This is a genomic window from Bacteroidales bacterium (genome assembly GCA_035299085.1).
Taxonomy (GTDB): domain Bacteria; phylum Bacteroidota; class Bacteroidia; order Bacteroidales; family UBA10428; genus UBA5072.
On sequence record DATGXG010000059.1, the window covers coordinates 14354 to 38794 of the forward strand.

A 24441-nucleotide genomic window follows, 5' to 3' on the forward strand; every position below is an offset into this window, starting at 1 on the left:
ATCTGTCTTTGCATCGTCCTGCCTGTTCCGGCAGATTGCTTCGTCGCAAGCTCCGCAAGCTCCTCGCAATGACGAGCTAGTATTGCTCCTTATCATTCGGAAATTCCAAATTCTTCACATCGGTGATATAATTGTTAACCGCGCTGGTGATTTCCTGGTAAAGGTTCTGGTAGCGGCGAAGGAAACGGGGTGAAAAATCATGGGTAATGCCGAGCATATCGTGAAGAACAAGTACCTGCCCGTCAACAAATCTTCCCGCACCGATTCCGATAATCGGGATTTTTATTTCCTGGGCTACCTGGGCGCCAAGCTTTGCCGGAATTTTTTCAAGTACTATTGAAAAGCATCCTGCTTCTTCTAACAGGTGGGCATCTTCAACAAGCTTTTTAGCCTCCTCCTCGTCCCTTGCCCTTACAACGAAAGTTCCGAATTTGTGGATCGACTGCGGGGTAAGTCCTAGATGCCCCATTACAGGTATACCTGCTGAAAGGATACGGATGACCGACTGTACTATTTCTTTCCCGCCTTCAAGCTTCACAGCATGAGCGCCGGTTTCCTTCATAATCCGGATGGCTGAATTCAAGGCTTCGATTGAGTTTCCCTGGTATGATCCGAAAGGAAGGTCAACAACAACAAGGGCTCGTTCAACCGCCCTTACAACACCCGATGCAAAATAAATCATTTCATTGAGTGTGATGGGCACCGTGGTTTCATAACCTGCCATCACATTCGAAGCGGAGTCGCCTACAAGAATAACATCAATACCGGCCCTGTCAATTATTTTAGCCATTGAATAATCATAGGCTGTCAGCATCGATATTTTTTCCCCGCGCATTTTCATTTCCTGGAGCACATGCGTGGTGATTCTTTTGGGTTTTTCGGGAGAAGCAACTGACATACTTTTATAGTTAAGAATGAGCAGGCAAAGTTTAAAAATAAACACGGATAAAGCAACAAAACCATTACAAAGTGTCAGACTATTAAGGCCGGCTTTTCAACATATGACAGGTAAGTGACACTCCAATGTTGAGATTTCTGTCTATTTGTCATACCGGTTTGAATGGCACAATCATTGTCAAATACCAGCTAAACGAATAATATTAACCTATAAAATATTTAGGCATGAGTAAAATTATCGGAATCGATCTGGGGACGACCAATTCATGCGTTGCAGTTATGGAGGGTAATGAACCGGTTGTAATTCCCAACAGCGAAGGTAAACGCACAACTCCTTCGATGGTAGCTTTCATGGATAACGGCGAACGCAAAGTAGGTGATCCTGCAAAACGTCAGGCTATTACCAATCCGCATAAAACCGTTTATTCCATAAAGCGTTTCATGGGTGAAACCTTCGACAAAGTCACCAAGGAAGTAAACCGTGTTCCTTACAAGGTGGTTAAAGGAGACAACAACACACCCAGGGTAGTCATAGATGACCGCAAATTTACTCCGCAGGAAGTTTCGGCTCTTGTTCTTCAAAAAATGAAGAAAACAGCTGAAGATTACCTGGGCCATGAAGTAACCGAAGCTGTTATCACCGTGCCTGCCTATTTCAGCGACTCACAGCGCCAGGCTACAAAAGAAGCCGGAGAAATTGCCGGGCTCAAAGTGAAACGTATCATCAACGAACCCACTGCCGCATCCCTGGCATACGGCCTGGATAAGAAGCATCATGACATGAAGATCGCCGTGTATGACCTTGGCGGCGGTACATTTGATATTTCCATCCTTGAACTGGGTGATGGCGTTTTTGAAGTAAAATCAACAAACGGTGATACCCACCTGGGTGGTGACGACTTTGACCAGTGTGTGATCGACTGGCTTGCCGAAGAGTTTAAAAAAGACGAAGGTGTAGACCTTAAGAAAGACCCTATGGCCCTTCAACGTCTGAAAGAGGCTGCAGAAAAGGCAAAGATCGAATTGTCGAGTTCAACTCAGACCGAGATTAACCTGCCATACATCATGCCGGTTGACGGTATTCCCAAACACCTTGTAAAAACCCTTACCCGGGCAAAATTCGAAAGTCTTATTGACCCGCTCGTACAGGCCACTATTGAGCCTTGCCGTAAAGCCATACAGGATGCCGGTTTATCTACATCTGATATTAACGAGGTAATCCTTGTGGGTGGTTCTACCCGTATCCCGGTGATCCAGGATGTGGTTGAGAAATTCTTTGGTAAGAAACCTTCAAAGGGCGTAAACCCGGACGAGGTTGTGGCAGTTGGTGCTGCTATTCAGGGCGGTGTTCTCACCGGTGAAGTAAAGGATATCCTTTTGCTTGACGTAACCCCTCTGTCGCTTGGTATCGAAACCATGGGCGGTGTAGCTACAAGGCTTATTGAGGCCAACACAACCATCCCGACCAAGAAGACAGAAACTTTTACAACGGCATCAGATAACCAGCCCTCAGTTGAAATACATATCCTGCAGGGTGAAAGACCGATGGCTGCTGATAACAAGACCATAGGAAGATTCCATCTCGACGGGATTCCGCCTGCACCAAGAGGCATTCCGCAGATCGAAGTCACATTCGATATTGATGCTAACGGTATCCTCCACGTTTCGGCAAAAGATAAAGGTACCGGAAAACAGCAGAGCATCCGTATCGAGGCCTCATCAGGACTTTCTTCCGATGAAATCGAAAAGATGAAACGCGAAGCAAGGGAAAATGAAGCCCGTGATAAAGCCCAGCGTGAAGAAGTAGATAAGCTGAATGCCGCCGACAGCCTGATATTCCAGACTGAAAAACAGCTCAAGGAATTTGGCGACAAGCTACCTGCCGATAAGAAAGGACCAATTGAGAGTGCATTGAATAACCTCAAAGAGGCCCATAAATCGAAAAACCTGAGCGCTATTGATAAAGCCACTGCCGAACTGACTTCAGTATGGCAGGCCGCTTCGGAAGAGCTTTATAAAAACCAGCAGCAGGCCGGTGGCCCGCAGGGCGGTCCTCAGCAGGGTTACACCGCTGATGCAGGAAACGCTGGCGCTAACCAGGGCGGTAAAAAAGATGATGAAGTTACCGATGTGGATTTTGAAGAAGTGAAATAAGTTCAGTTTTTAAGTGTAGTAAACCCCGCTCTATGAGGCGGGGTTTTTTATTTGAGTGTTGGCCTCACCTTTGATGTTGAAACAAAGCTTCCTAAAAACCGTATCAATAAACAAAAACTGCTTACAAAAACCGCTTTTTTGCAATGCTCCGTTTCATCAAAATCATCTGTTTACTATTTGTGAGTTTTTTGCTATCTGCCCAGCAATCAAATGTGCCGTTTTCAGGAATCGTTTCTGCCGGGGAAATACCATCTGAATTTCTGCTCTCAACAAGCTCTAAAATAGAAAGTTATAAAAATATTAATCCCGGAGAGTTTAAAGACAATAAAGAAATTCTTATCAAAAGTTTCAATGTATTAGATGATGTTCTGCAAAGCGGAAGAGTTAGTTTCGGAGATCCTTTTAGCACTTATTTCAACAAAATAGTTGATGAAATTCTTAAAGATCAGCCGGAACTAAGAACTCAGGCAAAAATTTACAATTTAAAATCTGCAAGTTTAAATGCTGCCACTGCGCCCTATGGGTTCATTTTCGTTAATACAGGTTCACTTGCCTACTTGGAAAATGAAGCCCAGCTGGCTTTCGTAATCTGCCATGAACTCGCTCATATGAAAGTGAATCACTGGAAGGATTCTTATGTAGATAAACAAAATGTGATTAAGGGAAAGGGTATTTATGGAAGTATGTCTCTGGATGAAAGAATCGAGCTGTATTTCAATCGCTCACATGATTATGAACTGGAGGCCGACAGCCTGGGAATAGAACTTTATCTGCAAACCCGATATGATCCATCCGAGATAATCAAATTTTTTAATATTGAGAAATTTGAAGGCCTTCCGTTTGCCAACAAGCCCTTTGATATCGGTTTTTTTAACTCGGACAGCTTTGCAATACCGGGTGTTTTTTTCAAGGATAGCATCGCAGTTATCAAAGCCAATGAAACCACTAAAGATGAATACCACGAACATCCAAATATTGAAAAGCGCACGGAAATTGCCGAAAAAATCATTAATAATAGACCTGAAAACGGAAACGATTACCTGGTTTCTGAATCGGAATTCCACAAGCTGTCCGAAATAAGTAAATTTGAGTGCGTGCGGCTTGAACTTCTGGGAAGAAACTATACCAGGGCATTTTATGATGCCTACCTGCTTATGGACAAATACCCGGATAATGAATACCTCCTGGTTTCGATAGCAAAAGCTCTCTATGGCCTGGCTAAATTCAGGAATATTAATGAATTCCATCTGGTAACAAGTCCCTATTCTAAAATAGAAGGGGAATCTCAGCAATTATACTATCTCTTCCGGCAATTGAATGCTCAGCAACTCAACACAGTGGCTCTAAAATATGTACATGATCTCAAAAGAAGCTTTCCCGAAAATATTTATCTGGAACAGATGGAAACTGATCTGATCAACGATCTGGTCTTCTTTCATAAAATCCTGCTCAAAGACTTCAATGATATTTACCATAAATATCCGGGAATAAATGAGCATAGCAGTAATGACGCAAATGAGATGTTAGCTTTAAAGAAAAAATTTGAGAATTTCCATCTTAATGCATTCTGTGGTGAGAAACACGATACTTCTCTGATCAGCAAATTTCATAAAGCTGAATTTTTTGCTTCACAGAAAAGACATTCCGAAGAATTAAGTTTTAAAGAAAAGGAAAAACAAGAAGAATTGTACGTTCAATCTTTAAGAGAAAATGGATTACCCATAAAATATCAGAATGTCATTGTTGTTGATCCCATTTATGTTGATCTGGATTTCAGTGGTGCGAATACTTCGGATAATACTGAGAAATATAAAGTATTACTAGACGAAGTGGTTAACGAATTCAACAGGATGAATAAGAGTTCTGTCAGATTGTTAAGCTCAAGATTGCTTCCGGACAACATCCAGGGATATAATCAGCTCTGTACAATGAAAGAACTCAGGGAGGAACTGTTGACAAATCATAAATGCACGGTTCTCCCATTAAGTTTATCAGATTACAACCTGATTAATGAATCGGGAACATTACTTCTGTGTTTCCCTGTAATATTAGGAAAAGGCGGATTGCACTATTATAATATGACATACTATGATGTTTATAATGGTGAAACAGTCTATGAAAATAGTGACCGCTCTTTTTCCACCAGCTCATTAAAAGATCTTTTAACTAAAGATCTTCAAATACTCACAAAAAAATAAATTATGGCAAGAGTTCTGCTGTTAAGCCTGCTGATTTTCAATGCAATTAAGATTTCATCCCAGGAAATAACCTGGGGAGAATTGAACAAATCTCTGAATGAAAATTATAGCCCGCAAATTCTGAAAGCTGACAGCAATTATATCTATACACTGGCATCCGATTACACGGATTTCTATATCGAAAAATTCGATATAAATAAAATGACGCCCGTGTATTCAACAAAAGTCATTAAACCCCAGGAAAGTGAAATTGAACTGATAAATCTCATAAATGATAAGTTCATTGTTTTCTACTCATTTTATAATGAGAACGACAAAACGGCTGAATTACGTGCTTTTGCGGTTGACGCTGTAACAGGCCGCGGAATAGGTACGGCCATCAAATTAATGAAACTCCCTGTAGAAAATAGCAGGCGTGCAGGTGAGTTCAGTGCAATCACTTCACAAGATGGTAAAATGATATTGGTTAATCATTATTGCTATATCCGGAACAAAAGAATTCATCAGAATAGTTATGTGCTTTTCAACGACAGTCTCCAAATTGTGCTTGATAAAACCGAGCGGATTGAATCAGATGAACTGAATTACAAGACTTTCAATTACCAGCTTGATAACAACGGATCGGTATACTTTATGAAAGCCAGTAGGGAGGGGCTGTTTATAGCTTCCTATGATGTGTTTAATAACTATGAAAAATGGGAAGAAAAAATCGATTTTTCCGAACAACATCCAAACACTATTCTTAAAAGTGCTTATCTGGGCTTCAATAATGACCAAAACCTGGTTGTCACTGGTTTATACGGTTTGACAAATAAGAATGAAGGTCTGTATTTTCTGGAAATAGACAGGATCTCAAAAGAAATAATGATTAACAGGTTCAGTGAATTCAGCGATAGTTTAAGTCAAACTCTCGATTTTTCAAGACCGGATGATCCTGAAAACATGAATTACTCCAATATTATTTCAATAAATAAGAAAGACGGAGGAATGTATTTATTTTGTGAAAGGTATGACAGACGTTTTATAGCAGGACAATACACTGTGAACAGCCTTACATGGTTTAACGATGTGGCAATCTTTGATCTGACAAAAGATGGGACAGTTCTTCATACATACCTTATTCCAAAAAGCCAGTATAATAAATCTTCGGTCTCGATGCTCACCGCGGCAAAAATGTTAAAGAAATGCGAGTACTTATCTATATTGCCATGGACTGATGATTCCTGTTTATATGTAGCCTATAATGATCACATTGAAAATGTACCTTATCTGAACCGGCAATATCTATATAAACGGGTATTAATAAAAGAACTTAAAAACAGTGTACCGGTCATTATTACTATAAACAAAACGACTGGTGAAATAATTAAAAATAAATATACTCAGCTCCAGAGTGAGGAAATCTATTTCAAACCCCAGGTTAATTACCCGGTTCCTCATTCACGTACTCTGTTTATTTTTGCCCAAAAGGGGTTACAATATCGTTTCGGTCGTCTTACTACTGAATAAATATCACCCTTCAAGGGTGTCCGCTTCTTCTGTATCTCAAACATGTGTGCCCTTCCAGCGATTAATGATACCCTTGAAGAGTCTGCCTGACTATATTCGGGGCTTTTTATTTTTTCTTATATTGCCAGTTAAATCCAATTCAAAAAAGATTAGTATGCTGAAACCTGCATTAAAAATTATAGTTACCTGCGCACTGGTGATTGCATCCTCTGCGATTCAGGCTCAGATCCCTGCCGGGTATAAAGGGAAGCCATACCAGGATTCAGTGTATTGTTCCGGAGCCCAGGTCATTCCCGGTCGGGTTGAACTGGCATATTATGATCTGGGAGGAGAAGGTGTCGGCTATCACGATTCCACACCTGAAAATGAAGGCTCCAAACTGAATCACGAAGTGCACGACTACGGTAGTCACTGGCGTCCGGGGATTACAGCCTACACTGCTTTCTTCCGTGAAAAAGAGGGTGTTGACATATCATACACAAAAGATTGGGCTGATTTTAACCATCCGAACAAGGTGGATCCGAAAGTGAATCAGCTTTACATAGGCTGGCAGGAGGACGGAGAATGGACCAACTATACGGTAAACGTAATTAAACCTGGCAAATACAGGATCATTACCGTGTACGGCAATAAAGACAATCATTCCGAATTATGGCTGAATAACTCTTTTGCCTGTAAACTTCTATTGCCCGAAGAAACCGGAAACTGGCATTACTGGGCTCAGGCTACAGTTGGTGAAATCATATTCACTCACCAGGGCTTAAACCTGCTCACATTGAAATACAACAAAGGAGCTAACCTTGCTTATCTTGATTTCCTGTTTATTGAGGAAAAACCTGAAACCTCGAAAAACTCAAACCCTGATTGGCCAATTATCACAAGAAAAGGAGACAAGCTTTATGAAGGTGACAAGGTCTTCCGTTTCATGGGACTGGCGGCACCAAATATCCAGGCCAACGAAAACCAGGTAAGGAATGACCGCACCAATCGCTTTCCCGATGAGTATGAGATCAGCGATATTCTCGACGGGATAAGGCGTGAGGGAGGACGTGCCACCCGCACTTTTTCTCTTTCAGTATATCACCCCGATGACAGTAATATGCCTGTTTATTTCAGCGGTCACCGGCAATATAACGAAGAAGCCTTTCAATGCCTGGACCGGGTTGTAGCGCTGGCACATCAGTACGATGTACGGCTAATTATCCCGTTTATCGCTTCGCAGTCATTTCCCAGTGTGAGGGGAGTTGACGAATTTTCAGCCCTGGCAGGGAAACCGAAAGGTTCGTTCTGGACTGACCCGGATCAAAAAGCTGATTTCAGGCATTTTCTTGATTTTATCCTGAACCGGAAAAACACGGTTAACGGAATTCTGTATAAAAACGACCCCGCTATACTCGCCTGGCAGCTTGGCAATGAGTTTGGCAGCTATGCAGGTGACAGGGGTCTGAAGTATGACGAATGGTCACCGAAGATCCTGGCATGGAGCCTTGAAATGGCTGCTTACATCAAGAAAGTTGACCCCAACCACCTTGTCATGGAAGCCGGAGGTGCTGACAGGGAAAAGCTGATGGCCGACACCAATATTGATGTAATCAGTGATCATCTGTATGAATACTGGAACAAAATGGGCGGGAGGCCTTACATACTGGCACCCCTGGCACTTGAATCGTACAATATGTGTAAGGGTAAAAAACCATTGATCGTAGATGAATTTGGACTAGGAACCACCGAAAACATTGCTGAACTGATGAAGACAATCCGTGAATCGGATATCACAGGTGGTCTGATGTGGAGCATTCGCAGTCACCGCCGTGACGGCGGCTGGTACTACCACAATGAAGGAGGAACACCCGTAAATTCATTTCATGTCCCCGGGTTTTCTGCAGGTTTTACCTATGATGAAATTCCTTTGCTTTCCTTACTCCGTAAGGAAGCTTACCTGATCCGCGGAATCCCGCCACCGGAATATGAAAAGCCCTCTCCTGCCCCTGTCCTTTTTGTGAATAAAACAGGATTTACATGGCGCGGATCAACAGGGGCAGCTTTTTACACCCTTGAACGGGCTGAATCGGACGATGGACCATGGAAAATTATCCGCACAGGCCTCGAAGATTCCGTTTTAGGTGAAGTGTCCAAATTTGAGGCTTCTTCTGAGTCTTCGGAACCCCTTACTCTTTTTACAGATGAATGGGCCGAAAAAGGCAAAACCTATTTTTACCGGATCAAAGGTACCAATGAGGCAGGCGATTCGGAATGGTCACAAATAGTACAGGTAACCTGGTAACCTGGTTGCTCATTTTCTGATTTCGTTACTCTTTCAGAAATTTAAACTCTTTCAATACATCATCCGACTGTAATTTCAGCAAGTACATGCCAGAAGGCAACTTTGAACAATCAATCGTTGATACACCGGAAACCATTTCATGCCGCAGGTTTATCACAAGGGACCCGGAAAGGCTGAATACCTGGATAATAGCACTTTTCACAGGAAGTTTCCATTCAACCGACAGTTCATTTCCTTTCAAAGGAACCGGGTATATCCTCACCGATTCATCAGAGACCGCATTAACCGGTGTCGCCGCCTGAACAATAATTTTTCCCTTCATCCCGTGAGATGCTACATGGGCCGTGCAGACATAAAAATAAGTTCCGGGCTGGTCAAATCCCACGGTTCCATTGCCCGAAGGAAAATCAAAACCACCGGCTAACAGGGTTGTCCCCTTGGCATCCCAGGTATCTGAACTTACCTGCCGGGTAGGGTGACTTGCCCCGGCCTCGAAACGAACACTGTCACCGAGATTTATTGTAAGGGTTGCAGGCGAATAAGCAAATCCGTTTGCCTGCACAACATGGGTTACCTGCGAAAAAGAAGAAAAAGTTGTCAGAAACATGACAGAAAGTAACAATAAATATTTCATGGCTAAAGGTTTACGGTTATAACAGGTCATTCTGATAAATGTTTTGATTTTTGTCCTTCTTTTATTACTTTAAGGGTCGGTATCACCCTTTGCTTTCAAAACCATAATATCCTCAATATGAAACCAATTTTTCTTCTGTTTTCCCTGTTGGGCTTCACTATTCTTTCATGTGTGAATAATGCCAGCACTGAAGTAACTTCTTCATCGGTTAAGATTTCAGCCGACAGGCTTAACCGGATAGATACGATGGTTAACAGTTATATCAATAACCATTACATTGCGGGCGCTGTGGCCTATATAGCCCGTGACGGCAAAATTGCCTATTACAGGGCATTCGGAATGGATGACCCTGATCAGAATAAAGAAATGAAAAAGGATGCTATATTCAGAATAGCTTCACAAACTAAAGCCATAACCAGCGTGGCCGTTATGATGCTGTATGAGGAAGGGAAATATTTGCTTGATGATCCGGTTTCAAAATACATACCTGAATTTACCCACCCCACTGTGCTGGATAAATTCAATGAAAAAGACACTACATACACTACGTTACCTGCAAGCCGCGAGGTTACCATCCGTGATTTGCTCACTCATACCTCCGGTATTGATTATGCAGGAATCGGTTCTCCAATTATGAAAGCCATATATGCAAAAAGCGGCATTCAGGCCGGATTCGTAGCTGAACCACTTGTATTGGCCGATGCCATGAAAAAACTCGGAGGGCTCCCTTTAGTTCACCAGCCCGGTGAACAGTTCACTTACGGGTTGAATGTGGATGTCCTTGGTTACCTTGTAGAAGTGTTATCCGGACAGTCGCTCAGTGATTTCATGAAGCAGCGGATATTTGATCCGCTTGGCATGACTGACACGTATTTTTATGTACCTGCAGATAAGCAAAGCCGGGTTGTAAAGGTACATACCGAAAATGAAAAAGGAGAGTGGGTAAACTGGAATGAAAAAGCTTTTCCTGGTTTAAATGTGGATTATCCTGTTGTTTCAGGAACCTATTATTCAGGCGGGGCCGGCTTATCCTCAACCATCACCGATTATGCAAAATTCCTTCAGATGATGGTAGATGGCGGTGTTTACAACGGAAAGAGAATTCTTTCAGAACGTACTGTGGAACTCATGACATGTAACCAGATAGGAAACCTTACACTTGGAAAAGATAAGTTCGGCCTTGGTTTCCAGGTAACAACCGAAGATGGCCAGGCTGTTATGGGTGTTACAAAAGGATCTTTCTCATGGGGAGGCTTCTGGGGCACTACCTATTGGGCTGATCCGGATAAGAACCTTGTCTGCCTGCTTTTCTGCCAGCAATGGCCGTTATCTCATGGTGACATTGAAAGCAAATTCAGGGTTCTAGTTTATTCGGCGCTGGAAGACTAAACCTCTTTCACTCCCCAGAAATCTTTGATCTGTCCAAAAGGGATAATGTGCGGTCGTTCGAAAGGACGCCGCACATCATTTATTTGTAATCCCCGGATTTCAATTTCATCCAGGCTCATTGGGTGCATACCCGATTCATGAGCCAGGTTAAAGTGAGGAATTTCATTCGGCTCAAAACCCATGATGGCTGAGGCAACCATGTCAGCAGCGAGCGGACTTGTACCGGCAATGATCAGGTCAGTTTTCACCAGTTTGCCCCCTGATGGTCCGTCACCTTCCATAGCCATTGAACCATCAATCACTGTCAGTCCCATTTTATTCGCCCTCGCCATATCGATGATCTCGAAGGCAACCCCTTTTGATCCTCCTTCCTCGGCTTCGGCATGAACACAGCTCCGGACAGAACAATAGGCAGTCCCGGGGTAAAGTCCGATCACGTTTTTAAGCCCGAGGGTTACGGTTGCCAGCACGTGGGTTTTCATCATTGGCACCGAACACAGCATATCTATTTCACTAAGCGATTTGTGCAGGGTTAATTTTTTAAAATGATGAGCACCGGGGACATCCACTGTAACCATCTCGCCGGTATGAAGGTTTACAAGTGGTATTCCGAGTTCGTCGGCAATATCCGTATAGCCAAGCTTATTGAATATCTGTTTCTGAAGCCTGTCAAGCAAATCAGCTTTTTGTGTCCTGTAAACATTCTGTTCATCGGCATTAATCCCTGATGCAGCAGCCGATCCTTCGCCGATCAGTACTTCTTTTCCCGCCTTTTTCATCAGCATGGCCAGCGTTCTGATAACAGCCGGTTTTGTAGTACAATCCGATGAATCAAAAACAAGGTTCGGCTTCAGCATGATCTTCTGCTTGTGCTTTGTAAGCCTTGATATTCCGTCCAACAGATCAATGGCTTCCTCGACGGCTTTGTCCACCCTGTCGAATTGGATTCTGACAATGCTGACGATATGTTCTTTCGAAGTAAAGATATCTTCAAACGGTTTCAAAACAGGTGCTGCAGCCAGCGCACCGGCACTCATCATTCCTGTTTTAAGGAATTTGCGCCTGTTTAAGGTATAATCATCCAGGACCATAGTTTTTGACTGTAATGAATAATCTAATTCGGATTGTATTCAATTCTCGATTTCTGGAACTTGATCTTTGAATAAGGCAATTGATGTTTCAACGCCCTTTTAATATTCATAGTAAAAAACGGTTGGTTCATAGCCCAGTCATAGGGAGACTTTATAGCGTCTTTGGGACATTTCAGCTCACAGGTATTGCACAGCATGCAATTATTTCCCCAAACCGGGCGCTTGTTTTTACCCTCCTTAATATTCTGCACAGGGCATTTCTTTATACAAATACCACAGCCATCACATTCTTTTGTGGCTTTGTATGACCTGGCCAGGTATAGTTTTGCATTGAAGCGGTTCACACTGAAACGCTCAATGGCATATAGAAGCGGCGTAGAAGGATCATATGGTTCGGTTTCAGGGTAACCATGTTGCATGCGGTGAGCCACCTTCACACCGAATTCAACCGCTGTTTGCAATTCGAAATCCCCGGGGAAACCTGCTGAAAAGAAATATCCCTTGCGCAGGTACCCGATGAAATAATCAGCACCTCGTGTGGTCAGATAGCCGGCATCAATGGCATGTTTTTTTCTGAATTGTCTCCTTATCCTGTTGCCTGTGGCGCCGGGATTGGTTCCATACTGAACAAAGGTGAAGAAATACTTCTTCTTCAAATCCGGCAATGATTGTATAAAATCAGTTATGGGAAACGGAGGCCTGAAGACATATGCCGGACATCCTATTCCAATAGCATCATACGAGAGAATTTCAGGTACAGGGCCACTCAGGACAGGATGATACCGGACTTCCATACCGGATGAAGTTAATCCTTCACCTATTTTATTGGCGATTTTGTCAGTGGAACCCGACTGAGACAGGGTGCAGATAAGGACTTTCAGAGGTTTCATGCTTAATGAAATTAAAATTTATAATACCACCCAGTCATTAAATGAACCATCTATAGTCCCAATTTTCCCCCAGCCCTCGTAAATATCCTTATATTTAGTCCAGTAATCTATCAGGAATTGGGTTTGATTACCATCCTTATCGAACAACTTTGACCTTACATTTTCGTCCGCGAAATAATAAATGAATCCTGCCTTTGTAGAATCATCGCCACGAATAATTCTTGAAGCACTGATGCCCAAATCCGGGTAATATGAATTTGCCGCAGGTATTATATTGTCAATGAAATAATCAACAAATTGTTGATTTGTAAAGCCTAGGTTCAATTGCACCGCATCATTATTAATATTGATTATTGATCCCTTTTTAATTTCCCATCCTTTCCCGGCTAAAATCAGATAATCGTTATAAGTTGCATCAATGGGATACCAGAACTTGTCGGATTCTGAATTGACATCCTTCATCGCCAAATCAATCTTTTTTAATTCGCCCCTGGCCTCTGGACTATTAGAATAGTATTTATCCCTGTGGTTTTCATCTTTGAAAACCGTAAGGATGGCGAATTTTCCTATATCCTTTCCCTTAATACTGCGCATCAGGTATTCTTTTGTATCATAATTCTTTTCCCAGGCCGGTATCATCTTTTCAAGCATAAAGGCAACGGCTTGTTCCTCTGTAACGCCTGGCTTTAATCTCAGTTCAGCCACATGCACGCCGACCAGATTGCCTTTTTGAAGGGACTGACCAAATAAAAATCCGGTTGCCGAAAACAGGATGGCAATAAAAAATAACTTTCTCATATGATTTAAGAATTTAGGGGTTTATTCATTGAGAATTACTGAATTAAATATACAAAACCCGTTTTCCAATGTCAAGTGTTTTAATCAAAAAGCCAATTTTGTTTAACTTTATTTAACTGTACCCTGAACATCTTTGGCTTTCTCATACAATAACCGGCACAAATCAATTTTACTATCTTTGTTTCAATAATCAATACACTATGCGATTCCTTTCACTGGTTATTCTCATTTCACTGAACGTGGCACTGTTTGGCCAGTCAGACACTGTCTTCAATCAAACCGATGCGGCCAACCGCAAACAAGGCTACTGGAAAAAATCGTGGCCAAACGGAAAACTGATGTACAAGGGCTTTTTCAGGGACAATAAGCCGGTTGGGGAAATGCGCAGGTATTTTGAATCAGGAGCGCTGAAAGCCATTTTAATGTATGACAAAGATGGTTTATTTTCCCGGGCGAAAATATATTACGAGGATGGTACACTCGCAGCACAGGGCAATTATTTTAATGCTGAAAAAGATAGTGTTTGGACTTACTACAGTTATTATAACAAATCACTCACTTCAAGGGAATCCTACATTAAAGGAAGCCGTGAAGGATCTTTTATCAATTATTATCCCAATGGTGAAATTTCAGAAAAAACGGAATATAAAAACAACCTGAAAAACGGCAATTGGGAGCAATACTTCAACGGCAATGTTCCTAAGCTTATGGCACACTACGATAATAATAAACTGGAGGGTGGTTTTATTGTTTACTTCAATAACGGAAAGCCGTATATTACCGGTCAGTATAAAAACAGCCTGCGCGAAGGAAAATGGATTTTTTACAAGGAAGACGGGGCAGTTGAAAATATATTGAATTACAATGAAGGCAAGGCGGCTGAGGAAAAACAGCTGAATAAGGAAGAACAGGACTTTTTCAGGTTAATTGATGAATCACAGGGTAAATTTAATGAACCCGATGAAACTGAATTTCTGCAACCCAATAAGAAGTGATATCTTCTTACGGATACTTTTTACCGGATTTGTTCTGCTGGGTATCCACCCTGCAGGAATAATTGCCCAGGTAGGGTTTGAGCAAACTGCACCTTCGAAATACCGGGTTGTTTTCACCGACAAACAGAATTCTCCTTATACAACCGATGCGCCGGAACAGTTTTTGTCACAAAGGTCTATTGAAAGACGACAGAAACAGAACATTATAATCAAAAACAATGACCTGCCCGTTTCCGCAATGTATATTGACAGTGTAAGAAATTCAGGTGCCAGGATACTCACTGTTTCTAAATGGTTTAATTCCGTTACGGTTGAAGTTCATGATTCCACTGTTCTTAATCGGATTGCCACATGGCCATTCGTTGATAAAAAAACAAAAATCAGTCAGTTACACCGCAAATCCGCTGCAGACCAGGCAAGTCAGTCATTTCAAACCGTTTCCACTTACAATTACGGGCCTTCATGGTGGCAGACCGCTGTATTAAACGGACAGGTACTCCATAACAATGGATACACAGGCAACGCCATGGTTATAGCCGTTATTGACGCAGGGTTTTATCATGCTGACACACTGCCGGCATTTAACCGGCTTTATGAACATGGCCAGATACTGGGTACGCGTGATTTTGTAGAACCAGGAAACAATGTGTATACACAATCCAGTCACGGAATGTCAGTGCTTTCAATAATCGGTGGCAATCTTCCGGGACAGCTGGTAGGAACAGCACCTGATGCATCTTTCTGGCTTCTGCGATCAGAAAATGCCAGTTCTGAATATATTATTGAAGAAGATAACTGGATTGCTGCCGCTGAATTTGCCGACAGCGTCGGTGCCGACATCATCAATTCATCGCTTGGCTATACAGTGTTCAATGATTCTGTTCAGAATCACACCTATGCGGATATGGATGGTAATACAACCCGTGTGTCAATAGGAGCCGATATTGCCGCATCAAAAGGAATACTTGTGGTTGTCAGTGCCGGTAACCAGGGAAACGGCCTTTGGAAATACATTTCAGCCCCGGCTGATGCCGACAGTGCCTTAACGATCGGGGCTATAGATCCTTCGGGCTCGCTGGCAGAATTCAGCAGCCGTGGACCTTCATCAGACGGCCGGGTAAAACCCAGCGTTGTGGCACCTGGACAGGGTGTATATAACCAGGGAATTGACGGAACCATAAGGCAGGGAAGCGGAACCTCATTCGCTTCGCCTGTGATTACAGGATTATCGGCCTGCCTCTGGCAGGCCAATCCCGGTGCCAACGCCATGGATGTTTACAGGGCTATTGTTGAAAGTGCTGACAGGTTTTATAACCCTGATAGTGATTATGGATATGGGATTCCCGATTTTAACCTGGCGGATGTGTTGCTTAAAGCCAGTACGGGTGAAAACAAGAATCATGAACCGGTTATGGCTTTCCCGAATCCATTCTCAAACCAGCTATACCTGTTTTTCGAAACCCCGGTAAGTGTAACTGTAAATGTACGATTGTTCGACCTGGCAGGAAAAGAGATTTTTAAAAAAGCCTATCCTGCAGTAGATTCAAGAAAATATCTTGTCATAGACAATGATCTCGACTGGCTCCAGAAAGGTGTTTATATTATGCGAACTGAAGCCGGTTCCCTTTCGGGTAATATTAAAGTGGTAAAATATTAAAATGGAAAAACACATTACACTTTGTGAACTTCTCGGCCAGGTAAAAGCGACGCTGAAAAGCTCGCTCCCGAACTCCTGGTGGGTAATTGCCGAGATCAGCGAAATCAAGGTGAATTTTTCCGGCCACTGTTATCTCGAACTTATTGAAAAGAATGAAGAAACCGAATCGATAAAAGCAAAAGTCAGGGCAACCATCTGGTCATCGGTATACAGGATGCTGCAGCCTTACTTTGAAACATCAACGCGGATGACACTCTGTCCGGGAATTAAAGTGATGCTCAAAGTAAATGCGGAGTTTCATGAGCTATACGGGTTCAGCCTCAACATTACCGATATTGAACCTTCGTATACCCTTGGTGAACTTGCACAACAAAAACAGCAAATCATAAACAGGCTTATTACTGAAGGGGTATTTGAAATGAACCGCAGCCTGTCATTGCCCGCTATACCGGCGCGTATTGCAGTTATATCATCGAAAACCGCCGCAGGTTTCGGTGATTTTATGGATCAGTTGATGAACAATCCTTTTGGTTATCAATTTTATCTCAAACTGTTTCCGGCAGCGGTCCAGGGCAATGAAGCTGAGCAATCGATCATCAAAGCACTCGACCGGATATACAGTTACGATCATTTTTTCGATGTCGTTGTCATTATCCGTGGAGGCGGTTCACAATCCGATCTTCATTGTTTCAACAGTTACTGGCTGAATTACAATATTTGCCAGTTTCCAATCCCCATTTTAACAGGAATAGGCCATGAACAGGATGAAACAATCGCAGACCTGGTGGCTTTCAAACGACTTAAAACACCTACAGCCGTGGCCGAATACCTGATTGATTGTTTCCGAAGCACGGAACAGGAAATAGCAGAAAGATCAGAAAGCCTGTATGATTTGGTGAATCATACAGTGCAACTTGAAAAGGAACGACTGAATAATCTGGCCGTTCTTCTGAAACCATCTGTAAAACAGAAGCTGCAGCACGAAAAGCAGGGGCTTTTGATCCGTATGAACAGCCTGAATTCAGGATTGCGTCAAATGATGTACCGCAATTCGGCCGATCTGAAGTCGAAGCAGGTCCGAATGAAAACCACCCTGAATGATTTCATCCGGAACAAAAAACATGAAGTTGAACTTCTTGAAAAGAAGAACAGCTATCTCGATCCTTTCTTAATCTTACAGCGTGGTTATTCTATCACATATCACAACGGCAAAGCGGTCAAAGACCCTTCAACCATTAAAACGGATGAAATGATCGAAACACGGCTTGCCGGAGGAACTCTCAAAAGTAAAACTCTTTAAACCCGGAAATATGGCAGAAAAGACACCTTCCTATACAGAAGCAATTGCCCGGATAGATGCTATTCTTGAACAGATTGAAACCGGTGAACTTGACGTGGATGAACTGGCAACGCGGGTTAAGGAAGCTTCGGAATTGCTGAAAATATGCAAAGCCAAACTCTTCAATACCTCCCGCGAAATCGAACAGGTGCTGAAGGATATGGAGACGGAGGAGAATTAGTCCGTTAGGCTGCTAGTAAACTTCTTAAATCGTAAATCGGTGATCGGTGATCGGTGTTAGGGACGTTAGGGACTTACCAGTCACCATTCACCTGAGTTTGTCCGCGAAATCCAAATACCGCTGCCAGTCATACAGTTTCACATCATGGCCACCCGAGCGGATATGGTAACCTATTGTTCCTGATACCGGTGAATTAACAGCCGGCATCTCAGTCACAGGAAGCCCTTCCTTACCCAGCAATTGATAAACCGGTGAAGCCGCCACACAGGAAAGGAATTCACCTTTGGGGTCAGCCCACTGGTCATCTTCTGCACTGGCCACATAAAGCGGCCTGGGTGCTATTAGCGCAAGCAATTCGTGCTGATCCACAGGCAATTTGTCTTCCTTTTCATTATATTTATTGTAGTTGTCGCAAAACCAGTGCGGAAATACCGTGTTGATCCTGCCAACCGTTTCACCGTAAATCCTTTTTGACAGGGCGGCTCCGCCGCAACCTGAATTATTGGAGATCACCATCGCAAAGCGCTGATCGGTAGCGCCGGCCCATAAGGCAGCCTTGCCGAGTCGCGAATGACCCATAACTATCACCTTCTTTGAATCGATTTGGGGAACCGTTTCAAGATAATCCAGCACACGCGACAGTCCCCAAGCCCATGCAGCAATACTTCCCCATGAAGAGGAATCCCTTTTCCAGTCATATAGCGAATGAACCCCGTTTTTGAACCCGTCATTAAAATCCGGGTCCGCATCACAATAATACAGGGTAACAAGTCCATATCCGCGTGAAAGGATCTCTTTAACCTGCCAGTTGTTATATGAACTGCCCCTGTCGCTGTCAGCGGCTTTTACCTGTTGCACCTTTTCTCCTTCAATGTCCCAGATGTTTTCTGCAATAATTTTCGGATCATCGGTTACCGTATAATTCCCGTTGAAATTATAACCCAGGAAAACAGGTATTTTTCCCGTTTTTTTTGGAAGATACATCAGGAGATTCATCGAATGATGTTTGCTTCCATTGATGAGTGTAAGCTTAACCTGTTTCATTACACCCATCCCTGAGAAGGCATCCGGGTTCGAAGCCAGTTCTGTGGCCGTTATTTTCCCTTTCCAGGCAGGACTCACACCATATTCTTCTTTTTCAAAGATTCTTAAAAGTTCAGCTCTGCGTTTCTGCCAGCTTTCCTTGTCTTTAACAGGGGTTCCGTCTTCAAAAACAAGCGGATCCGGTAACTTATAAGGAGGCATTTTTGCTTCATCATAATTCGGCTTGAATTCCTGGCTGATGCCGTAAAAGCTCAACATCATAAGCAGAGTCGTGAGGATTATCCCGGTTGTTTTCATTCCATGAATAATTAGTATGGTGTATTAAAAGTAGTAAAATATTTTGAGTATCAACCTGTAACCGGCTTCAGACAGGCGGCTTATGTTGAAACCTTTCAAATAATTTATAGTATAAAGGATCATCCACTCAAAATATGCTGAAATGAAGCGATTGATTAGTGTTATGTTTTGTCTGGTGCTATTGACGCGTTTATTCTCAACTGACATTTCCAAGGTCAAATTTGAATACCTCACCGTTGATGACGGCCTCTCACAGGGTATTGTAGAAGAAATATTCCAGGACAGTCACGGCTATTTATGGCTTGGCACGCATGACGGCCTGAACCGATATGACGGCATTCAGTTCACTGTTTACCGCAGCGAACGTAATAATCCGCAAAGCCTGTTTTCAAACTGGGTATATTGCATGGCTGAGGACAAAACCGGTAAACTCTGGATTGGTACCGAGGGCCTGAATATATATGATCCGGTTAAGGACCGGATGACCCGCATCCCTGTTAACATGGATGATCCCAACGCATTCCATGGCGGCCGGGTGTACAACATTGTTGTCGATTCCGACAGCACACTATGGTTTTCAACAATGAAAGGGCTTGTTCATTATTTACCAAAAAAGAATATTTTTAAAACCTATATAAGCGATCCGGGAAACAGCAGATCACTCGGAAACACCCTGGTTTACAATGTATGTCTTGGTAAAGACAACCGGCTGTTTGTTGCTGTGGCTGCAGATCCGCTTTATGAATACGACCGGAAAAACGATTCTTTCGTTGAGCGGCCCTATAAACTGGCTTACCCCGGCCAGAATAACAGCAAATGCATTCGTGCCGACTCCAGAGGAGTGCTCTACATAACGTCTGAATTTTCAGGAGTGCATATTTACAACCCGGAAACTGGCGATTGTAAGCTTTTGGATAAAAAAGAAAAAGAGTTGAACCAGGAAAATATCCGAACCGGTGTACTTATCATAAACGACAATGAAATCTGGATTGGGACAGACGGGGGAGGTATTAATATTTATAATCCTCTTTCGGGGGAAGTGCAGTACCTGATGATGGACACCAAAAATAAATATTCGGTAGCCAGCAATGCCATTACGAAGATGTTCCAGGACAAGGATAAGAACATCTGGATTGGTCATTTTGGTGCCGGCATCAGCGTTTGGAAAAGAAATAAGGAGAAATTCGAATCATACAGCCATAATCCGTTCAATCCGTCATCCATTAACAGGGAAGTTGTCACGGCTATTTTCGAAGATTCACAGGGAAGAATCTGGATCGGTCAGGATGGCGGCGGCCTGAGTTTGTTTAACCCGCTTACCGGTATATTTGACCATATCCGGAAAAAAACCGGAACCCCGGGAACACTCACATCTGATGTAATCCTTGCCATAACCGAAGATCCGGATGGAAACCTTCTCCTGGGAACCTATGCCGGCGGATTGATGGTTTTCAACCCCGAAAACCGCAGAGTTATAAAGTCGTATAATTCTCAGAACGGACTAGAAAGCGATCATGTATGGACTTTCTTTAAAAACAGCAACGGCGAATACTGGTTTTCTGATCTCCGATCAGGTTACGGATTATATAACCCGGTAACCGGGACCATTAAGAACTTTTCGACAGGCGACGGGTACCCTTTCTCCTGTTCAAACTCGGTAATGTCGATTAATGAGGATTCGCAAAAAAGGATGTGGCTTTGCTCTGAAAACGGAGGGCTTTGTATCCTTGATCCGAACAAGCAGGAAAAGAAGAATCTTATCAATGACCCGGGCAATAAAAATTCGCTTTCTTATAATGACGTCAAATCCGTCATTTTTATTGGTAAGTATGCCTGGATTGCGACCAACGGAGGAGGATTAAACCGGCTGGACACAGAAACGGATTCATTTAAACTTTACACCCGGAATGACGGCCTGTCATCCGATGCGCTGCAGGGAATGTTAAAAGACAGTCATGACAATCTGTGGATCAGTTCTACAAAAGGTCTGATGAAATTCAATCCTGCAACCGGAGCTGTGGAATTGTTTGACAAATCACAGGGAATCCAGGGCAATGAATTCAAGTACAATGCGCAATTTACGCTTGATGACGGAAGAATGCTTTTCGGAGGAGTGAACGGACTCACCATATTTCATCCGGATAGCATAAAAGAAAGCTCAATCAAACCGGATGTGGTTTTTACCGATTTCAAGGTATTGAACGAATCAGCCGTCCCCGGCGCAAAGGGATCACCATTGAAAGCACACATTAATTACACTTCGTATATTAAGCTTCATCATAAGCAATCGGTTTTCACGATTGAGTTTGCCTCCCTTGACTACAACTCACCGTCGAAGAATAAATTCATGTATAAGCTCGAAGGATTTGACGAGAATTGGATACAGGCAGGAAACCGCCGGTTTGTGACCTATACAAACCTTGATCCGGGAAAGTACACCTTCCTGCTGAAAGGATCCAACAGCGACGGTGTTTGGATGGATACACCGCGACAGCTGATCATCCGGGTGCGCCCGGCCTGGTATGTAACCAAATTAAGTATTGCGTTATATATCATTGCCATAGTGCTTGGCATTATCTGGTTTATCCGGTGGCGTGAGAAACAAACCAAACAGGATAAGATCATCCTCGAACAGAAAATTGAGGAGGCTCAGGCCGAGTTGAAAAGCAAGACAAGGAAAGTGGAAGAACATGAAGAAGAAATAAAGAGGAGAAACGAGGGGGAAAAAGATATACGTTTCCAGACTGAGGGTGTGGCAAAACTGAGTGAAATCATAGCCCGTAAAAGGCGTAATCTTGAGGAACTTTCCGGCGCCATTATTTCAGAGTTGATCCGTTATATAAATGCATCTGCCGGTGGGATATTCGTGCTTGATGATTCCGATCCGCATAACCCTGTTCTCAGGGCAACAGGCGAATTCTGTCTGAGCTCTGAAAAAAATATCCATTTTTCTTTTGAACCGGGTGAAGGAAATGTCGGCGCCTGCTTTGTTGACAAACAAACGCTTCAGTTTGATAATCTTCCTGAAGGATTCATTGTGATGAAATCAGGATTGGGGAGCATTTCCCTGCATTACGCCGTTTTTGTGCCGATAATGCTCGACAGCGACTGCGTGGGTGTTATTGAAATTGCTTCGACAGAAAAACTGGGTGACGTTAAAGTAAAGCTAATTGAAAAGGCTGCCGAATCGCTGGCTTCCATAATAACCATTATAAAAGCCAACGAGAAAGCCAGTCATATGCTTGAACAAAATAATGTGCAGGCTGAAGAACTGAAAGCCCAGGAGGAAGAGATGCGGCAAAACATGGAAGAACTGCTGGCAACCCAGGAAGAAACACAACGTCGTGAAAAGGGACTTATTGAGCAAATGGAACGAAAAGAAGCCCGGATTAAAGAATTGGAGACTGCGCTGGCAAAATCAAAACAGGGCTCAGGCTCCTGATTTCTTTGTAGTCAGTATTCTTACTGCAAGAAGTAATAAAATGATAACCGAAAATGCAGATGCTGAACGGCCAATATAATCTCCATGCCTGACGTAGAAGGTCAGACGGTCATTTGCATTTAGTGTTCCTTTTATGGCGCCCCTCTTCCACCAGCCCAGTGATTGAATTTCTTCACCACGCTGGTTGATGATTCCGGAGATACCTGTGTTTGCAGACCGGGCAATGCTTCGCCTGGTTTCAATGGCTCGCAGCGATGATAAAGAATTATGCTGATGATAGCCGGGTGTATCTCCCCACCAGCCGTCATTAGTAATTACAAATAAAAGGTTGGCGCCATTTTTTACGTACCCGGTGACAAATTCACCGTAAACCGACTCATAGCAGATTACGGGACTTACACCCGTTGAATCGGTGGCAGAAAAGAACACGCCCCTGTAATCCTGTCTTCCCCATCCCCTGAATGTTCCGCCAAGCTTAAGTGTAAGACCTTCAAGGAATTTAAGGTATTTGGCATACGGCATGGTTTCAACCCCGGCAACCAGTTTTGATTTAAAATACACAGGTACATTTAATGTAGAATCTATTTGGATGGCCGCATTGAACGATTCGTATTTCAGATCGGTTCCAGGCAGGTCACGGGCATTGTCCGATATTTTATCACCCGGAAAAAACGCCTTATAGCATTGTATTCCCGGTACATATGAAGCCTTAGGATACTTTTTGAGGAACTGCCTGATCATCTGAATATCGGGCACCTCTTCAATTTTGTTCAGCCAGATATTGTTATTGATCGAAGTTTCAGGAGCAATGAAATAATCAACTGATGAATCCGCAATTTTCGAAGCTTCGTTTAGCTGTGTCTGCGTTTGCTCAATACTGGGTATTGAAACAAATTTCCGGTAAGGATCGATATTCGGTTGAATAACCACAACGGTTTTGGGATCGGGCTTTTCTTTATAATTATAGAAAATGGTAAAGGATATAATTACAGGAACGGCAGCTATAGCGGTCACAAGAATAATCTGCGCCATTATCCGCCTCGACGAAATGTTCATCCTGTAGCTGCGGATAAGATTATATAGCAGTAGGTTAACCACAAGAATCCACAAGGAACCGCCAAGTATACCGGTAAACTCATACCATTGAATGAATTTCACATTGTAAGCGAAGCCATTTCCCAGCGAAAGCCATGGCCATGATATTTCACTGTTGTGATACAGGTACTCCCATGAAATCCAGAAAAGGATAAGGCTGAAGTATCCTATCTGGGGGCCCATACGGCGTTTGACGACATGAAACAACCACATCACAACCGACCACATGAGTGTATTAATAAAAACGGCGACCACTACACCTACAGCCGTGGCGTTAAATATCCACCATGTTGTGCATGTATTCCATATGCCAAAGGCAAGAGCCGAATACCTGAAAAAAGTTCCCGAGGTAAACTCCTTTTTATGTTCATCCAGGTAATCTTCTACAAGTAATAACGGAATTAAAGCTACAAGTAAGAATAGTCCGTGACCCCATGTATACCAGGCCGGTGAAAGTAACAGGCCGGTAAATACAGAAAAAAGAATCCGCTTGCTTTGGCTCATATTTGTTTGAAAGGCACAAATATAGATAAACTACCAAACCATT

Annotated in this window: 17 protein-coding genes; 10 read left to right on the forward strand and 7 right to left on the reverse strand. The window is 43.0% G+C overall.

All coding sequences use genetic code 11. The features are described 5' to 3' along the window. Positions 1 to 76 precede the first annotated feature (76 nt). The gene (panB, locus tag VK179_19965; protein HLO61036.1) at positions 77 to 898 is read right to left on the reverse strand and encodes a 3-methyl-2-oxobutanoate hydroxymethyltransferase; all 822 of its coding nucleotides are present in this window, start codon (positions 896 to 898) and stop codon (positions 77 to 79) included. Between the two features lie 224 nt (positions 899 to 1122). Here panB and dnaK point away from each other — a divergent pair, with 224 nt between their 5' ends. The 4 genes from dnaK (at position 1123) to VK179_19985 (ending at position 9042) form a co-directional block, all read left to right on the forward strand. Further along, positions 1123 to 3051: a molecular chaperone DnaK gene (dnaK, locus tag VK179_19970; protein ID HLO61037.1), complete on the forward strand. Its 1929-nt coding sequence runs from the start codon at positions 1123 to 1125 to the stop codon at positions 3049 to 3051. 143 nt (positions 3052 to 3194) lie between these two features. Then, positions 3195 to 5249 carry a M48 family metallopeptidase gene (locus VK179_19975; protein ID HLO61038.1) on the forward strand — a complete coding sequence of 685 codons (2055 nt, stop codon included), beginning with the start codon at positions 3195 to 3197 and terminating at the stop codon, positions 5247 to 5249. A gap of 3 nt (positions 5250 to 5252) precedes the next feature. Further along, positions 5253 to 6758, forward strand: a complete 1506-nt coding sequence (locus tag VK179_19980; GenBank protein HLO61039.1) for a hypothetical protein — start codon at positions 5253 to 5255, stop codon at positions 6756 to 6758. A gap of 154 nt (positions 6759 to 6912) precedes the next feature. Continuing rightward, positions 6913 to 9042 carry a hypothetical protein gene (locus tag VK179_19985; GenBank protein ID HLO61040.1) on the forward strand — a complete coding sequence of 710 codons (2130 nt, stop codon included), beginning with the start codon at positions 6913 to 6915 and terminating at the stop codon, positions 9040 to 9042. A 25-nt stretch (positions 9043 to 9067) separates the two neighbouring features. On the opposite strand, the gene VK179_19990 is transcribed toward VK179_19985, so the two are convergent. Further along, positions 9068 to 9676, reverse strand: coding sequence for a T9SS type A sorting domain-containing protein (locus VK179_19990; protein ID HLO61041.1), 609 nt, complete (start codon positions 9674 to 9676; stop codon positions 9068 to 9070). Between the two features lie 117 nt (positions 9677 to 9793). On the opposite strand from VK179_19990, the gene VK179_19995 reads away from it, so the two are divergent. Continuing rightward, the gene (locus VK179_19995) at positions 9794 to 11065 is read left to right on the forward strand and encodes a serine hydrolase domain-containing protein (GenBank protein ID HLO61042.1); all 1272 of its coding nucleotides are present in this window, start codon (positions 9794 to 9796) and stop codon (positions 11063 to 11065) included. Here the strand turns inward: VK179_19995 and VK179_20000 are convergent. From VK179_20000 to VK179_20010, 3 genes are read right to left on the reverse strand one after another with little or no spacing between them, the layout of a single operon-like run. Continuing rightward, positions 11062 to 12156 carry a DUF362 domain-containing protein gene (locus tag VK179_20000; protein ID HLO61043.1) on the reverse strand — a complete coding sequence of 365 codons (1095 nt, stop codon included), beginning with the start codon at positions 12154 to 12156 and terminating at the stop codon, positions 11062 to 11064. The genes VK179_19995 and VK179_20000 overlap by 4 nt on opposite strands. 23 nt (positions 12157 to 12179) lie before the next feature. Further along, the gene (locus VK179_20005; GenBank protein ID HLO61044.1) at positions 12180 to 13046 is read right to left on the reverse strand and encodes a flavodoxin domain-containing protein; all 867 of its coding nucleotides are present in this window, start codon (positions 13044 to 13046) and stop codon (positions 12180 to 12182) included. Between the two features lie 18 nt (positions 13047 to 13064). Continuing rightward, positions 13065 to 13844, reverse strand: coding sequence for a hypothetical protein (locus VK179_20010; protein ID HLO61045.1), 780 nt, complete (start codon positions 13842 to 13844; stop codon positions 13065 to 13067). 200 nt (positions 13845 to 14044) lie between these two features. Between VK179_20010 and VK179_20015 the strand changes: the two genes are divergently transcribed. Genes VK179_20015 through xseB form a run of 4 tightly spaced genes read left to right on the forward strand, consistent with a single transcriptional unit; the run spans position 14045 to position 18016 of the window. Further along, positions 14045 to 14839 carry a hypothetical protein gene (locus VK179_20015; protein ID HLO61046.1) on the forward strand — a complete coding sequence of 265 codons (795 nt, stop codon included), beginning with the start codon at positions 14045 to 14047 and terminating at the stop codon, positions 14837 to 14839. After that, positions 14805 to 16496, forward strand: coding sequence for a S8 family serine peptidase (locus tag VK179_20020; protein ID HLO61047.1), 1692 nt, complete (start codon positions 14805 to 14807; stop codon positions 16494 to 16496). Before VK179_20015 ends, VK179_20020 begins: the two co-directional genes overlap by 35 nt. Position 16497: 1 nt before the next feature. Then, positions 16498 to 17796 (forward strand): exodeoxyribonuclease VII large subunit, encoded by a 1299-nt coding sequence (gene xseA / locus VK179_20025; GenBank protein ID HLO61048.1) that lies wholly within the window; start codon positions 16498 to 16500, stop codon positions 17794 to 17796. 10 nt (positions 17797 to 17806) lie between these two features. After that, positions 17807 to 18016, forward strand: coding sequence for an exodeoxyribonuclease VII small subunit (gene xseB, locus VK179_20030; GenBank protein HLO61049.1), 210 nt, complete (start codon positions 17807 to 17809; stop codon positions 18014 to 18016). A gap of 87 nt (positions 18017 to 18103) precedes the next feature. Here xseB and VK179_20035 read toward each other — a convergent pair whose 3' ends face one another. Then, the gene (locus VK179_20035) at positions 18104 to 19357 is read right to left on the reverse strand and encodes a hypothetical protein (GenBank protein ID HLO61050.1); all 1254 of its coding nucleotides are present in this window, start codon (positions 19355 to 19357) and stop codon (positions 18104 to 18106) included. A 142-nt stretch (positions 19358 to 19499) separates the two neighbouring features. Here VK179_20035 and VK179_20040 point away from each other — a divergent pair, with 142 nt between their 5' ends. Beyond that, positions 19500 to 22799, forward strand: a complete 3300-nt coding sequence (locus tag VK179_20040) for a two-component regulator propeller domain-containing protein (protein ID HLO61051.1) — start codon at positions 19500 to 19502, stop codon at positions 22797 to 22799. Here VK179_20040 and lnt read toward each other — a convergent pair. Next, positions 22788 to 24398: an apolipoprotein N-acyltransferase gene (gene lnt, locus VK179_20045; protein HLO61052.1), complete on the reverse strand. Its 1611-nt coding sequence runs from the start codon at positions 24396 to 24398 to the stop codon at positions 22788 to 22790. The genes VK179_20040 and lnt overlap by 12 nt on opposite strands. Positions 24399 to 24441 lie beyond the last annotated feature (43 nt).

Bases quoted from the DNA above. Each gene is read 5' to 3' on its own strand.
- panB (HLO61036.1), bottom strand. From the start codon at position 898: ATGTCAGTTGCTTCTCCCGAAAAACCCAAAAGAATCACCACGCATGTG.
- dnaK (HLO61037.1), top strand. From the start codon at position 1,123: ATGAGTAAAATTATCGGAATCGATCTGGGGACGACCAATTCATGCGTT.
- VK179_19975 (HLO61038.1), top strand. From the start codon at position 3,195: ATGCTCCGTTTCATCAAAATCATCTGTTTACTATTTGTGAGTTTTTTG.
- VK179_19980 (HLO61039.1), top strand. From the start codon at position 5,253: ATGGCAAGAGTTCTGCTGTTAAGCCTGCTGATTTTCAATGCAATTAAG.
- VK179_19985 (HLO61040.1), top strand. From the start codon at position 6,913: ATGCTGAAACCTGCATTAAAAATTATAGTTACCTGCGCACTGGTGATT.
- VK179_19990 (HLO61041.1), bottom strand. From the start codon at position 9,676: ATGAAATATTTATTGTTACTTTCTGTCATGTTTCTGACAACTTTTTCT.
- VK179_19995 (HLO61042.1), top strand. From the start codon at position 9,794: ATGAAACCAATTTTTCTTCTGTTTTCCCTGTTGGGCTTCACTATTCTT.
- VK179_20000 (HLO61043.1), bottom strand. From the start codon at position 12,156: ATGGTCCTGGATGATTATACCTTAAACAGGCGCAAATTCCTTAAAACA.
- VK179_20005 (HLO61044.1), bottom strand. From the start codon at position 13,046: ATGAAACCTCTGAAAGTCCTTATCTGCACCCTGTCTCAGTCGGGTTCC.
- VK179_20010 (HLO61045.1), bottom strand. From the start codon at position 13,844: ATGAGAAAGTTATTTTTTATTGCCATCCTGTTTTCGGCAACCGGATTT.
- VK179_20015 (HLO61046.1), top strand. From the start codon at position 14,045: ATGCGATTCCTTTCACTGGTTATTCTCATTTCACTGAACGTGGCACTG.
- VK179_20020 (HLO61047.1), top strand. From the start codon at position 14,805: ATGAAACTGAATTTCTGCAACCCAATAAGAAGTGATATCTTCTTACGG.
- xseA (HLO61048.1), top strand. From the start codon at position 16,498: ATGGAAAAACACATTACACTTTGTGAACTTCTCGGCCAGGTAAAAGCG.
- xseB (HLO61049.1), top strand. From the start codon at position 17,807: ATGGCAGAAAAGACACCTTCCTATACAGAAGCAATTGCCCGGATAGAT.
- VK179_20035 (HLO61050.1), bottom strand. From the start codon at position 19,357: ATGAAAACAACCGGGATAATCCTCACGACTCTGCTTATGATGTTGAGC.
- VK179_20040 (HLO61051.1), top strand. From the start codon at position 19,500: ATGAAGCGATTGATTAGTGTTATGTTTTGTCTGGTGCTATTGACGCGT.
- lnt (HLO61052.1), bottom strand. From the start codon at position 24,398: ATGAGCCAAAGCAAGCGGATTCTTTTTTCTGTATTTACCGGCCTGTTA.